This is a genomic window from Hydrogenophaga sp. (assembly GCF_051007235.1).
Classification (GTDB): Bacteria; Pseudomonadota; Gammaproteobacteria; order Burkholderiales; family Burkholderiaceae_C; genus Hydrogenophaga.
This window is the reverse complement of the sequence record NZ_JBPCSJ010000160.1, coordinates 1-13,484: the sequence shown is the minus strand read 5'-3', so window position 1 is coordinate 13,484 and position 13,484 is coordinate 1. Positions and strand designations below refer to the sequence as shown.

Here is a 13,484-nt window from a genome sequence, read left to right as displayed (position 1 = left end):
ACGCTGGCCACGCTGATCGCCAGCTACTCCAGCCCCGAAGGCCTGTTCTGGGCCAAGCTGTCCGCCGCCTCGCTCATGGCCATCGCGCCCATCGTGGTCTTCGGCTGGTTCAGTCAGAAACAACTCGTCCAGGGCCTCACGTTTGGCGCTGTGAAGTGAGTACCCCCCGCATCGCCTTCGGCGCTACCCCCCAGGGGGCGCGACTGGCGGCCCGGCAAAGCCGGTTCCGCGGTCGCCCCGAACAAGAAACCTTCGCTCGCGGCGCGGCTGCGGCATCGAACATCTGAGGAGTCAATCCAGTGGCCTATCTCCAACTCCAGGGCATCGAAAAGTTCTTCGGTGACCACCGCGCCATCAAAGGCATCGACCTGTCCATCAACCCGGGCGAGTTCATCGTGTTTGTCGGCCCGTCGGGCTGCGGCAAGTCCACGCTGCTGCGCCTGATCGCCGGGCTCGAACACATCGACGGCGGCCAGCTCACGCTGGACGGCAAGGACATCACCCACCTGCCCTCGTCCAAACGTGACCTGGCCATGGTGTTCCAGAGCTACGCGCTGTACCCGCACATGAGCGTGTACGAGAACATGAGCTTCGCGCTCAAGCTGGCCAAGGTGGACCCCAAGATCATCGAAGACAAGGTGCAGAACGCCGCGCGCATCCTCAACCTCGCGCAGTACCTGCAGCGCACGCCCAAGGAACTCTCGGGCGGCCAGCGCCAGCGCGTGGCCATCGGCCGCGCCATAGTGCGCTCGCCCAAGGTGTTCCTGTTCGACGAGCCGCTGTCCAACCTCGACGCGGCGCTGCGCGGCCAGACCCGCGTGGAGATCGCCAAGCTGCACCGCGACCTGGGTGCCACCACCATCTACGTGACACACGACCAGGTCGAGGCCATGACCCTGGCCGACCGGGTGGTGGTGCTGCGCGACGGCGTCATCGAACAGGTGGGCACGCCGCTGGAGCTGTACGACCGGCCGGCCAACCAGTTCGTGGCGCAGTTCATCGGCACGCCGCAGATGAACGTGCTGCCACTGCAGCAGGTGCCGGCGCTGGTGGCGCAACAGGCCCCGGCTGGTGCGGTGGGTGGTGCCATCGGCCTGCGGCCGGAGAACGTGGCGGTGCGCGCCACCGGCGCCACACCGGTCAGCGGCCAGGTCGATCTGGTGGAAGCGCTGGGCGCCGAAACCCTGATCTACGTGAGCACGCCGTCGGGTGCGCAGTTCGTGGCGCGCCAGAACGAACGCACCGGCCTGCACGCGGGCGAAGCCGTGAGCCTGGACATCGACGCTTCGCAAGCCCACTGGTTCGACACCGCCGGCCGTGTGGTTGCCGCACGCGCCGCCTGACGCCATGACCGATTCACAACCCCTGCAAGGCAAGACCGCCGCCGTCACCGGCGCGGCATCGGGCATCGGCTTCGCGAGCGCCCAGGCCATGGCCCACGCGGGCGCCCGCGTGGTGCTGATCGACCGCGACGCCGCGGCGCTGGACAAGGCCTGTGCCGCCATCGGCGCAAACGCGCTGCCGCTGGTGCTGGACCTGCTGGACCCGGCCCACTGCAACGCCCTGCTCGACTGCACGCTGGCGCTGCTGGGCTCGCTGGACATCTTCCACGCCAACGCCGGCCTCTACGTCGGTGGCGACCTGCTGGACACCACGCCCGATGCCATCGACCGCATGTTGAACCTCAATGTGAACGTGGTGATGAAGAACGTGCACAACGTGCTGCCGCACATGGTGGGCCGCGGCACGGGCGACATCCTGGTCACCAGCTCGCTGGCCGCGCACTACCCCACGCCGTGGGAGCCGGTTTACGCCTCGTCCAAGTGGGCCATCGACTGCTTTGTGCAGACCGTGCGGCGGCAGATGTTCAAGCACGGCATCCGCGTCGGCTCGGTCTCACCCGGCCCGGTCATCACCGGCCTGCTGGCCGACTGGCCGGCCGACAAGCTGGCCGAAGCCAAGGCCAGCGGCAGCCTGCTCGAAGCCGCCGAGGTGGCCGAGGTGCTGCTGTTCATGCTCACGCGCCCGCGCGGCATGACGATCCGCGACGTCGTGCTCATGCCCACGCATTTCGACCTCTGAACCGCCCCTTTCGACCGACGCACCATGAACTTCATCCTGCACCTGGGCCTGGGCTCGTTCCACCGCGCGCACCAGGCCGTCTACGTCCACGAACTGCGCCAGCTGGACGACCTGCGCTGGGCCATCGCCGGCGGCAACCTGCGCCCCGACATGGCCGACACCATCAACGCCCTGCAGGCCCAGGGCGGCCGCTACACGCTGGAGACCGTCACGCCCCAGGGCGACCGCGCCTACACCCGCATCGAGTCGATCCAGCGCGTGATCCCCTACCAGGACGACCTGGCCCCGCTGATCGCCACCGGCGCCGACCCGGCCACGCGCATCATCAGCTTCACCGTCACCGAGGCTGGGTATTACCTCGACGCGCAGAACCGGCTCGACTGGTCCACCTTCCCCGACCTGCGCGCCGACCTCGAAGCGGTCAAGCAGGGCCAGGCCGGCCACACCCTCTACGGCGGCCTCGTCAGCATCCTGCACGCCCGAATGAAAGCCGGCGCCGGCCCGGTCACGCTGATGAACTGCGACAACCTGCGCCACAACGGCGAGCGCTCGCGCGGCGGCCTGCTGCAGTTCATCGATGCGCTGGGCGACACCGCGCTCAAGGCCTGGGTGGAAGCACACACCACCAGCCCCAACGCCATGGTCGACCGCATCACCCCGCGACCCACGCCCGACGTGGCCGAGCGCGTGAAGGCCGCCACCGGCTGGGACGACCAGGCCGCGCTCATGGGCGAGAGCTTCATCCAGTGGGTGATCGAGGACCACTTCATCGCTGGCCGCCCCGAGTGGGAGAAGGTCGGGGTCGAGATGGTGGACTCGGTGCAGGCCCACGAAGAAGCCAAGATCCGCCTGCTCAACGCCACGCACAGCTGCATCGCCTGGGCCGGCACGCTGGCGGGCTACCGCTACATCCACGAAGGCACACACGACGCCGCCATCCGCCAGATGGCCTTTGACTACGTGACCGACGACGCGATCCCGGTGCTCCACACGCCCGAGAAGCCTTGCCCGCTCAACCTGGAGCAGTACCGCGACGTGGTGCTCGACCGCTTCGGCAACCCCGCCATCGCCGACACCAACCAGCGCGTGGCCATGGACGCGTTCTCCAAGATCCCCGGCATGATCGCGCCCACCATCCGCGACCAGATGGCCCGGGGCGGTTCTTTCAACAGCGTGGCGATGTTGCCCGCGCTGTTCCTGGCCTACCTGCAGCGCTGGCACGCCGGCCAGATCCCCTACACCTACCAGGACCAGGCCATGGACCCGGCCGTGGCCCACGCGATCTGCGACGCCGCCGACCCCGTGGCCGCCTACGCCGCCGACACCACGCTGTGGGGCGAGATGGCCTCGGACCCGCGGCTGGTGGCGGCTCTGCGCCAGGCCTTTGCCCGCGTGCAGGCCTTCGTGGCCGCACGTGCGCCGGCCTGAGCTTTGGTGTAACTTGCACGGGCCGTCCACCGGAGCACCACCATGACCGTGAAGATGCCCACCGCCCCGCGCCAGCTCAAACCCGAGCTGGAACACGAGTTCGTGCGCTCGCCCAACCTGGGCTACGAACTCTCGTCGGACGTCGGCTTCGTGCGCTGCCTCTCGCACGGCTTTCCCACGCCGCTGGCGCGCTGGCATTACCACGACGAATACGAGCTGCACCTGATCACCAGCACCAGCGGCAAGGTGTTCGTGGGCGACTGGATCGGCCCCTTCCAGGCCGGCCAGCTGGTGCTCACCGGCCCGCGCCTGCCGCACAACTGGGTGACGATGGACATGCCCGAGGGCGGTGTGCCCCAGCGCGACCTGGTGATCCAGTTCACCCACGAGCCGCTGGCGCTGGCGGCCGAGAACATCCCCGAACTGCGCGAGGTGCTGCCCCTGCTCGAACGGGCCAAGAACGGCATCGAGTTCTTCGGCCTGTCCGAACGGGCCGAACAGCACTGGCACCGCGTCAAGGCGGCGCGCGGGCTGCGGCGCCTCACCGCGTTTTGCGACTACCTGGCCGACCTGGCCGCCTGCACCGACTACCGGTTGCTCTCCAGCGTGCAACTGCAAAGCGACGACGACGACGCCTCGATGGACCAGATCCACGAAGTGGTCAGCCGCATCACCGACCACCTGGCCGACGAACACTCGGCCAGCGCCCTGGCGGTCGAACTGGGCATGAGCGAGAGCCGCTTCAGCCGCTTCTTCCGCAAGGCCACCGGCAACACCTTCACCGACTTCGTCAACCGCGTGCGCATCAGCCGCGCCTGCCAGCTGCTGATGGACACCGACCAGCAGGTCACCCACATCTGCTACGAGGTCGGCTTCAACAACGTCGCCAACTTCAACCGCCGCTTCCTGGACATCAAGGGCATGACGCCCTCGGAGTTCCGCCGGCAGTCGCTGACCCGCTTCCGCGGGGCCGCCTGACATGTCCCCCCTGCGCCGCTTCGCGTCACCCCCCCAAGGGGGCGGCACTGGCCGTCCGGCGAAGCCGGCCCGGCGGTGCCCTGACCTGAACCTCGCGCTCAGGTCAAGCCTTCGTGCCGATGGATTCCGCTGAGCGATCGGCTCGGCACCGGATCGCTCTCTGACTCCATCACCTCTCCCATGTACCTCGGTCTCGATCTCGGCACGTCCGAACTCAAAGCCCTGCTGCTGTCCGACCAGCACCAGGTCATCGCCACCGCGCGCGCGCCGCTGACGGTGCAGCGCCCGCAGCCCCTGTGGTCCGAACAGGACCCGGCCGACTGGTGGCTGGCGCTGGTGCAGGTCATGGAGCAGCTGCGCGAGCGCCACCCGCAGGCGCTGGCCCAGCTGCGCGGCATCGGCCTCTCGGGCCAGATGCACGGCGCCACCTTGCTGGGCGAAGGCGACCAGGTGCTGCGCCCGGCCATCCTCGGGAACGACGGCCGCAGCGGCGCGCAGTGCGAACAGCTCATGCGCGATGTGCCGCAGCTCTCGGCCATCACCGGCAACCTGGCCATGCCTGGCTTCACCGCGCCCAAGCTGCAGTGGGTGCGCGAGCACGAACCCGAGGTGTTTGCACAGACCCGGCGCGTGCTGCTGCCCAAGGACTGGCTGCGCCTGATGCTCACCGGCGAGGCCGTGAGCGAGATGTCCGACGCGGCCGGCACGCTGTGGCTCGACGTGGGCCGGCGCGACTGGTCCGATGTCATGCTCGCCGCCACCGGCCTGACCCGCACCCACATGCCGCGCCTGGTCGAAGGCAGCGAGGTCTCGGCCTTCGTCAAACCCGAGCTGTGCCAGCGCTGGGGCCTGCCGGCGCGGCTGCCGGTGGCTGGCGGTGCGGGCGACAACGCCGCCAGCGCCATGGGCATGGGCCTGGTGCGACCGGGCCAGGGCTTTGTCTCGCTCGGCACCTCGGGCGTGGTGTTCGTGAGCGGCGCGGCCTTTGCGCCCAACCCCGCCCAGGCCCTGCACGCTTTCTGCCACGCCCTGCCGGGCCGCTGGCACGTGATGAGCGTGATGCTCAGCGCCGCCAGCGCCCTGACTTGGGCCACCCGCACCCTGGGTTTTGCCGACGAGGCCGCCCTGCTGACCGCCGCCGCCACGCTGGACGCCAGCGCCCGGCAGCAGGCGCCGGTCTTCCTGCCCTACCTCAGCGGCGAACGCTCGCCTCACAACCACCCGCTGGCCAGCGGCGCCTGGACCGGGCTGCGCGCCCAGCACGGCCGCGAAGACCTGGCCTATGCGGTCGCCGAAGGGGTGGGCTTTGGCCTGCGCGACGGGCTACTGACCATTCCGGCCAGCGATCCGCCCCTGTCCACCCTGTCGCTGGTGGGCGGCGGTTCGCGCAGCACCTGGTGGGCGCAGTTGCTGGCCGACACCTTTGGCCTGGCGCTGACCCTGCACGAGGACTCGGAGACCGGCGGCGCCATGGGCGCGGCGCGGCTGGCCTGGCTGGCCACCGGCGGCGAGCTCGACACCGTCTGCTCCACACCCCCGGTGCGCCAGCGCTTCGTGCCCGACCCGGCCCGCGGCGCGGCACTGCGCGCGCGGCACCAGCGCTTTCGCGCGCTCTACCCCGCCCTGCACCCGGCGACCATCACCGCCACCGGCTGATCCGGGCACCTGGGCCTTTCCCCCACCGGGATGAACGGGCCCTGCGGGGGAGTGGGCCAATCGTTCACATTTCGTTACGATAAGGGCGATGCGCACGTCGTACTCCCTGCTCCGCTGGATCGCCGGCGCTCTGCTGCTGGTGCTGGTCACCGGCTGGGCGGGCACGGCGCGGGCGGGCGAGCGGCTGGACGCCGCACTGGGCAGCCACTACTGGATCGACCCCACCGGGCAGGCGACGCTGGAGACGGTGACCGCCCTGCCCGCCAGCGCACTGACGCCCATGGAACGGCACCGCAGCTTCACGCTGGGGCCGGGTGCACTGTGGCTGCGCTTCGACCTGCCCGCCAGCGCGCCCGGCGGGCCGCGCTTCCTGTTGCTCGACGGCTCGGCCTTCACCGACCACGCGAGCTTCTACCAGCCGGGCCCTGACGGCGCCTGGCACGCGCAGCACGCGGGTGACCATGTGCCGGTGGCGCAGTGGGCCATCCCCGACCGCTCGCCCGTGTTCGCGCTCGACCCGGCACCCGCACCGCGCAGCGTGTGGCTGCGCCTGGACAACCACCCCGCGCCGCTGAGCGCGCGCGCCTACCTGGTCACCGCCGACGAACTGCAACACACCCGCTCGTGGACCTTCCTGCTGGTCGGCGGCTACCTGGGTTTCGGGCTGCTGGTGCTGTTCCTGGGCTGGGTGCACGCGCGGCTCTACCGCGACCGCGCCTTCGTCGCTTACGTCGTCTACGTGGCCTGCATGCTGGGTTTCCAGGCCGCGTTCACCGGCATCGGCGGGCTGTTCTTCTGGCCCCAGTGGGCGTGGTGGAACAGCGCCGCACCGGCCGTCTTCATGCTCTGGCTCACCGGGGCGGGCATCTGGTTCGTGCGCGAGGTCTGCGCCATCCCGCGCCACCACCGCGGGGTGGACCGCCTCGTGCTCGGCTGGTCGGCCTTCGGCCTGCTCTACCCCGCGGTCTACCTGGCGTTGCAGAACGCCACCACGTTTGCCCTGCTCAACCTCTACGGCCTGCTGTCGGTGCTGCTGAGCATCGGCCTGTGCCTGTGGGCCTGGCGCAAGGGCGAACGCTACGCCGGCTGGATGGCGCTGTGCTTTCTGCCGGTGCACCTGGGCTACCCCTTCCCCGCGCTGCGCGCCGCGGGCGTGCTGCCCGACAGCTGGGCCGCGCAGTACGCCGTGCTCATCGGCTCGGCGATCGAGATCCCGCTGCTGCTGTTCGTCCTGCACCAGCGAGCCAAACACTTCAGCGAAAACCGCGCCCGCCTGCGCGCCATGGACGGCACCGACCCGCTGACCGGCCTGACCGTCACCACCGTGCTGAACCTGCGCCTGCGCGACGCGATCCGCCGCGCCCGGCGCTACCACCACCATTGCGCCCTGCTGCTGGTGGAACTGTCCAACCACGCCGACCTGCGGCTGCGCATGGGTCGCGAAACCGCCGACCGTGCCCTGGTGGTGGCCGCGGCGCGCCTGAGCCGGGTGGTGCGCGACGTGGACACCGTCTGCCGCGTCACCGACACCCGCTTCGCGGTGCTGATCGAAGGCCCCTGCCGCCCCGAACAGCTGCGCCTGCTGGCCCAGCACATCGTGGCCAAGGGTCTGGAGCCGGGTTCGCTGCTGCCCGACGACACCAGCCTGCGCTTCCGGCTGGTCACCATCCTGTTGCCCGGTGAACGCGCCGTGGCCGCCGAAGAAGACGAACGCGTGGAAGCCCGCCGCACGCTCGACCGCCTGCACCAGGCGCTGGACGAACCGGGCGAAGACGCACGCCGCCCCGTGCTGCACCTGCCACGGGAAGGCGCGCCGGCGGCCTGACAAGCCGTTACAGGCCAGGCGACGGACTTCACCCCGGCTTCACAGCGGGCCCGGATAATCCAGGCCCATGTTTTGCCCCTCTGTGCGCCGCGCGATCGCCGCGCTGGCCCTCGTCCCCGCCCTGGCCTTGCTGGCCAGCCCCAGCCCATCCAGCGCCGCGTTCATCGACCTGCCACCGATCGACCGCATCGTGCGCTACCAGCCCAAGCTGCCGCTGCAGGTGTTCACCGCCGACGGCGTGGAGCTGGCGCAGTTCGGCGCCGAGCGGCGCGACTACGTGCCGCTGTCCCGCACCCCCAAGCTGCTGCAGGACGCGGTACTGGCCATTGAAGACACGCGCTTTCGGGAGCACAGCGGCGTGGATGCCAAAGGCATGGCGCGCGCCGCGCTGGCCATGCTCACCGGCGGCCGCAAACAGGGCGCCAGCACCATCACCCAGCAGCTGGTGCGCACCATGCTGCTCACGCGCGAACTCACGGTGGAGCGCAAGGCCAAGGAGATCTGGCTGGCCTTCAAAGTCGAAGAGGCGCTGTCCAAGGACCGCATCCTGGAGATCTACCTCAACGAGATCTTCCTGGGCCAGCGGGCCTACGGCTTTGCCGCGGCGGCGCAGACCTATTTCGGCAAGCCGATGGACAAGCTCTCCATCGCCGAAACCGCGATGCTGGCTGGCCTGCCGCAGAACCCCTACTACGCCAACCCGGTGGCCAACTTCGAGCGTGCCGTGGCGCGCCAGCGCCTGGTGCTGCAGCGCATGCGCGAGGTCGGCGTGATCAACGACGCCCAGCTGGCCGCCGCCCGTGCCGAGCAACTGGTGATCCGTCCGCCCGGCCAGCGCAGCGTCGACGCGGCACACGTGGCCGAGATGGCGCGCCGCGCCGTGGTGGACCGCTTTGGCGAGAGCGCCTATTCCAGCGGCCTGCGCGTCTACACCTCGTTGCGCGCGGCCGACCAGCGCGCGGCCCACGCTGCCGTGCAGCGCGGCGTGCTGGCGCAGGACCGCCGCCAGCCCTGGCGCGGCCCGGAAGCGCACGAAGACTTGCCCACCGGCGACGGGCCAGAATTGGAGCGCGCCGCCGCCGAAGCGCTCAAAGACATTCGCGACGACGACCTGCTGCGCTCGGCCATCGTGCTGTCGGCCAGCGCCAAAGAGGTGCGCGCGCAGCTGGCCAGCGGCGAGGCGGTGCGCATCAGCGATGAAGGCCTGAAGTGGGCCCAGCCTGGCCTGTCGCCCAAGGCCAAGGACACGCTGAAGATCCGCCGCGGCTCCGTGCTACGGCTGGTGCAGACCGGCAACACCTGGGCGGTCTCGCAATGGCCCGAGACCGAGGCCGCCCTGGTGGCGCTGGACACCCACACCGGCCGCGTGCGTGCCCTGGTCGGCGGCTTCGATTTCACCCGCCAGCCCTTCAACCACGTCACCCAGGGCTGGCGCCAGCCCGGCTCCACCATCAAGCCGCTGCTGTACTCCGCCGCGCTGGAAGAACGTGTGATGCCCGCCACCCTGGTGGACGACCTGCCCTTCACCGCACCCAACGGCTGGACCCCGGGCAACGCCGGCGGCAACAGCGCGGGCGGGCCCATCACCCTGCGCGAGGCGCTGGCCCGGTCGAGCAACCTGGTGAGCGTGCGCGTGCTGCAACACACCGGCACGCAGCGCGCGCGCGACTGGCTGGGCCGCTTCGGCCTGGACGTGGCCAAGCAGCCCGACAACCTGACGCTGGCGCTGGGCACCGGCCAGGTGACACCGCTGCAGATGGCCCGCGCCTACGCCGCGATGGCCAACGGCGGCTGGCTGGTGGATCCGGTGGTGGTGGAAAAAATCACCGACGCCCAGGGCAAGACCCTGTTTGAAGCGCCGCCCCCAGTGGCACAGACCGACGACAACCGCGCCCTCCCGGCACGCAACGCCTACGTGATGAGCAGCCTGCTCAACGACGTCACCCGCACCGGCACCGCCGCGCGCGTGCAGGCCACGCTCAAGCGACCCGATCTGTACGGCAAGACCGGCACCACCAACGACGTGCTCGACGCCTGGTTCGCCGGTTACCAGCCCGGCCTGGCCGCGGTGGTGTGGCTGGGTCACGACCAGCCGCGCAGCCTGGGCGACCACGAATCGGGCGGCCGCCTGGCCCTGCCGATCTGGACCGACTACATGGCCGCGGCCCTCAAGGGCGTGCCGGTGGCCTCGGTGCCCGACGCACCGCCCGGCCTGGCCCGCGCGGGCGACGACTGGCTCTACAGCGAATGGGCCAATGGCGGCGCCGTGGCCAGCCTGAGCGACGGCGGCGGCACCGCCTACGCCGGCCCGCCGACGCTGATCGACGCGATCCGGGACTTGTTCAAGCCCTGAGGCAACAGACAACAAAAAGCCGGCCCAAGGGCCGGCTTTTTACAGGGCGTTGAGGGCGATCACATGCCGCAAATGCGCGCTTTCGCTTCAGCGTATTCGCGCTTCAAACGCGCCACGAGGTCGGCCGCCGGCACCACCTCGCGGATCGCACCGATGCCCTGGCCACAGCCCCAGATGTCCTTCCAGGCCTTGGCGCTGTTGCTGCCTTCGCCGGTGGAGAAGTTCATCTTGCTCGGGTCGCTCACCGGCAGGTTGTCAGGGTCCATGCCCGCGTTCTTGATGCTGCCCTTGAGGTAGTTGCCGTGCACGCCGGTGTAGAAGTTGCTGTAAACGATGTCGTCCGAGTTGCATTCGGTGATCATCTGCTTGTAGCCGTCCACTGCGCGGGCTTCGTCGGTGGCGATGAAGGCCGAGCCCATATAGGCAAAGTCCGCCCCCATGGCCTGCGCGGCGAGGACGGCGCCGCCCGAAGCGATGGAACCTGACAGCGCCACCGGGCCGTCGAACCAGTCGCGGATCTCCTGGATCATGGCGAACGGGCTCTTGACGCTGGCGTGTCCGCCGGCACCGGCTGCCACCGGGATCAGGCCGTCGGCGCCCTTCTCGATGGCCTTGTGCGCGAACACGTTGTTGATCACGTCGTGCAGGACCACGCCGCCCCAGCTGTGCACGGCCTGGTTCACATCCTCGCGCGCCCCCAGGCTGGTGATGATGATCGGCACCTTGTACTTGGCGCACAGCTGCAGGTCGTGCTCCAGCCGGTCGTTGCTCTTGTGCACGATCTGGTTGATGGCAAACGGTGCCGCCTTGTTGTTCGGGTTCGCGGCGTCGTGCGCGGCCAGGGCCTCGGTGATTTCGGCCAGCCAGTCTTCCAGCTGCGCGGCCGGGCGAGCATTGAGCGCCGGCATGGACCCCACCACCCCCGCCTTGCACTGGGCGATGACCAGCTTGGGATTGCTGATGATGAACAGCGGCGAGCCGATCACCGGGAACGGCAGGTTCTGCAGCACCGGGGGCAGATAGCGTTGGCGTTGGGTCATGGGGTTTCCAGTGTTGTTGTCGGTCAGATCAGAACGCTTCGGCGGGCAGCGCCGTCACCGCATCGGCGCCTTCCACGATCGCATCGCGCACGCCCGGCGCGCGGCTGAGGATGTGGTCGGCGTAGAAGCGGGCGGTGGTGATCTTGGCCTGCATGAACGGGGTGTCCTGTCCCTTGGCGGACAGGTCTTCGGCTACCAGCAGCGCACGCGCCAGCTGCCAGCCCGCCATCAGGTTGCCGGCCAGCATCAGGTAGGGCACGCTGCCCGCAAACGCGGCGTTCGGGTTGGCTTTGGCGTTGGCGGCGATGAAATCCACCACCTCGTTGAAGGCCTCACGAGCGGCCTTCAGGCGCTTGGCCACCGCCAGGGCGTTGGCGCCGCCGTTCGCCGCCAGCTCGGCTTCCGTCTTCTGAATCTGCGCGGCCATCGCCTTGACGCTGGTGCCGCCATCGCGCGCGGTCTTGCGGCCCACCAGGTCGTTGGCCTGGATCGCGGTCGTGCCTTCGTAGATGGTCAGGATCTTGGCGTCGCGGTAGTACTGGGCCGCGCCGGTCTCTTCAATGAAGCCCATGCCGCCGTGCACCTGCACGCCCAGGCTGGTGACTTCCAGGCTCATCTCGGTGCTGTAGCCCTTGACCAGCGGCACCAGGAATTCGTAGAACGTGGCGTTTTGCTTGCGCATGTCGGCGTCGGGGTGGTGGTGAGCGGCGTCGTAGGCGGCCGCGGCCACGCTGGCCATGGCACGGCAGCCTTCGGTGGCGGCGCGCCTGGTCATGAGCATGCGCTTGACGTCGGCGTGGTGGATGATGGGCGCGGCGGTGGTGAAGCTGCCGTCGACCGGGCGGCTCTGCACGCGGTCCTTCGCATAGCCCACGGCCTTCTGGTAGGCGCGCTCGGAGATGGCGATGCCCTGCACGCCCACGGCGTACCGGGCGGCGTTCATCATGATGAACATGTATTCGAGGCCGCGGTTCTCTTCGCCGACCAGGTAGCCCACAGCGCCACCGTGATCGCCGTACTGCAGCACCGCCGTGGGCGATGCCTTGATGCCCATCTTGTGTTCGATCGACACGCAGTGCACGTCGTTGCGCGCGCCCAGCGAACCGTCGGCATTGACCAGGAACTTGGGCACGACGAACAGGCTGATGCCCTTGACGCCCTCGGGCGCGCCGGTCACGCGGGCCAACACCAGGTGGACGATGTTCTCGGCCATGTCGTGTTCACCGTAGGTGATGTAAATCTTGGTGCCGAAGACCTTGTAGGTGCCATCAGGCTGCGGCTCGGCGCGGCTGCGCACGGCGGCCAGGTCGGAACCGGCCTGCGGCTCGGTCAGGTTCATGGTGCCGGTCCACTGGCCGCTGACCAGTTTCTCCAGGTAGATGTTTTTCAGGTCGTCCGAACCGGCCGTGATCAGCGCCTCGATGGCGCCGTCGGTCAGCAGCGGGCACAGCGCAAAACTCATGTTGGCGCTGTTGAGGATTTCGCCGCAGGCCGCGCCGATGGTCTTGGGCAGGCCCTGGCCGCCGAAGTCCACCGGGTGCTGCAGACCCTGCCAGCCGCCTTCAGCGTACTGCTTGAAGGCTTCCTTGAAACCGGGTGTGGTGGTCACGTTGCCGTCCTTGAAGAAGGACGGGTTCTTGTCACCTTCCCAGTTCAGCGGTGCGATCACGCCTTCGTTGAGCTTCGCGCACTCCTCCAGCACGGCCTGTGCGGTCTCGAGACCGGCGTCTTCAAAGCCGGGCAAGGCCGCGACCTGGTCGATGCGCGCCAGGTGCTCGATGTTGAACAGCATGTCCTTGAGGGGTGCGGTGTAGCTCATGAAAATCTCCGTGGATCGAATGCGGATGCAAAAAAAGGGCATCGCACGCGATGCCCTTGTGGGTGCCAGCGGCTTACAGCTTGGACACCAGTTCGGGCACAGCCGAGAACAGGTCGGCTTCCAGGCCGTAGTCGGCGACGCTGAAGATCGGCGCTTCAGGGTCCTTGTTGATCGCCACGATCACCTTGGAGTCCTTCATGCCCGCCAGGTGCTGGATCGCGCCCGAGATGCCGACTGCCACGTAGAGCTGGGGCGCGACCACCTTGCCGGTCTGGCCGACCTGCCAGTCGTTCGGCGCATAGC

At 69.2% G+C, this 13,484-nt stretch carries 10 protein-coding genes and 1 pseudogene; 8 read left to right on the top strand and 3 right to left on the bottom strand.

Annotated elements, in window-relative coordinates; translation table 11 throughout:
• The 8 genes and pseudogenes from ACR2JA_RS05830 to ACR2JA_RS05795 all read left to right on the top strand — a co-directional run.
• Positions 1–159: pseudogene (locus ACR2JA_RS05830) on the top strand (carbohydrate ABC transporter permease); the annotation flags it as partial.
• 140 nt (positions 160–299) lie between these two features.
• Positions 300–1,343: an ABC transporter ATP-binding protein gene (locus ACR2JA_RS05825; protein ID WP_434008166.1), complete on the top strand. Its 1,044-nt coding sequence runs from the start codon at positions 300–302 to the stop codon at positions 1,341–1,343.
• A gap of 4 nt (positions 1,344–1,347) precedes the next feature.
• Positions 1,348–2,082 (top strand): SDR family oxidoreductase, encoded by a 735-nt coding sequence (locus ACR2JA_RS05820; RefSeq protein WP_434008165.1) that lies wholly within the window; start codon positions 1,348–1,350, stop codon positions 2,080–2,082.
• A 24-nt stretch (positions 2,083–2,106) separates the two neighbouring features.
• A complete protein-coding gene (dalD, locus tag ACR2JA_RS05815) occupies positions 2,107–3,510 on the top strand; it encodes a D-arabinitol 4-dehydrogenase (RefSeq protein ID WP_434008164.1) in 1,404 nt (467 codons plus the stop codon).
• A 42-nt stretch (positions 3,511–3,552) separates the two neighbouring features.
• Entirely contained in the window at positions 3,553–4,488 is a 936-nt protein-coding gene (locus ACR2JA_RS05810) for a helix-turn-helix domain-containing protein (protein ID WP_434008163.1), read from the top strand.
• A 180-nt stretch (positions 4,489–4,668) separates the two neighbouring features.
• On the top strand, positions 4,669–6,144 hold the full coding sequence (gene xylB, locus ACR2JA_RS05805; protein WP_434008162.1) for a xylulokinase: 1,476 nt from the start codon (positions 4,669–4,671) through the stop codon (positions 6,142–6,144).
• An 88-nt stretch (positions 6,145–6,232) separates the two neighbouring features.
• A complete protein-coding gene (locus ACR2JA_RS05800) occupies positions 6,233–7,969 on the top strand; it encodes a 7TM diverse intracellular signaling domain-containing protein (RefSeq protein WP_434008161.1) in 1,737 nt (578 codons plus the stop codon).
• A 67-nt stretch (positions 7,970–8,036) separates the two neighbouring features.
• On the top strand, positions 8,037–10,322 hold the full coding sequence (locus tag ACR2JA_RS05795; RefSeq protein WP_434008160.1) for a penicillin-binding protein 1A: 2,286 nt from the start codon (positions 8,037–8,039) through the stop codon (positions 10,320–10,322).
• Positions 10,323–10,381: 59 nt separating this feature from the next.
• On the opposite strand, the gene ACR2JA_RS05790 is transcribed toward ACR2JA_RS05795, so the two are convergent.
• The 3 genes from ACR2JA_RS05790 to ACR2JA_RS05780 all read right to left on the bottom strand — a co-directional run.
• The gene (locus ACR2JA_RS05790) at positions 10,382–11,362 is read right to left on the bottom strand and encodes an NAD(P)H-dependent flavin oxidoreductase (protein WP_434008159.1); all 981 of its coding nucleotides are present in this window, start codon (positions 11,360–11,362) and stop codon (positions 10,382–10,384) included.
• A 28-nt stretch (positions 11,363–11,390) separates the two neighbouring features.
• The gene (locus ACR2JA_RS05785) at positions 11,391–13,181 is read right to left on the bottom strand and encodes an acyl-CoA dehydrogenase (RefSeq protein ID WP_434008158.1); all 1,791 of its coding nucleotides are present in this window, start codon (positions 13,179–13,181) and stop codon (positions 11,391–11,393) included.
• A gap of 73 nt (positions 13,182–13,254) precedes the next feature.
• Positions 13,255–13,484: electron transfer flavoprotein subunit alpha/FixB family protein (locus ACR2JA_RS05780; protein WP_434008157.1), on the bottom strand; the 230-nt coding region annotated here is incomplete at its 5' end.

Excerpts from the sequence above, each read along its gene's own strand:
- ACR2JA_RS05820 (WP_434008165.1), top strand. The coding sequence starts at position 1,348 with ATGACCGATTCACAACCCCTGCAAGGCAAGACCGCCGCCGTCACCGGC.
- xylB (WP_434008162.1), top strand. The coding sequence starts at position 4,669 with ATGTACCTCGGTCTCGATCTCGGCACGTCCGAACTCAAAGCCCTGCTG.
- ACR2JA_RS05800 (WP_434008161.1), top strand. The coding sequence starts at position 6,233 with ATGCGCACGTCGTACTCCCTGCTCCGCTGGATCGCCGGCGCTCTGCTG.
- ACR2JA_RS05785 (WP_434008158.1), bottom strand. The coding sequence starts at position 13,181 with ATGAGCTACACCGCACCCCTCAAGGACATGCTGTTCAACATCGAGCAC.
- dalD (WP_434008164.1), top strand. The coding sequence starts at position 2,107 with ATGAACTTCATCCTGCACCTGGGCCTGGGCTCGTTCCACCGCGCGCAC.
- ACR2JA_RS05795 (WP_434008160.1), top strand. The coding sequence starts at position 8,037 with ATGTTTTGCCCCTCTGTGCGCCGCGCGATCGCCGCGCTGGCCCTCGTC.
- ACR2JA_RS05810 (WP_434008163.1), top strand. The coding sequence starts at position 3,553 with ATGACCGTGAAGATGCCCACCGCCCCGCGCCAGCTCAAACCCGAGCTG.
- ACR2JA_RS05790 (WP_434008159.1), bottom strand. The coding sequence starts at position 11,362 with ATGACCCAACGCCAACGCTATCTGCCCCCGGTGCTGCAGAACCTGCCG.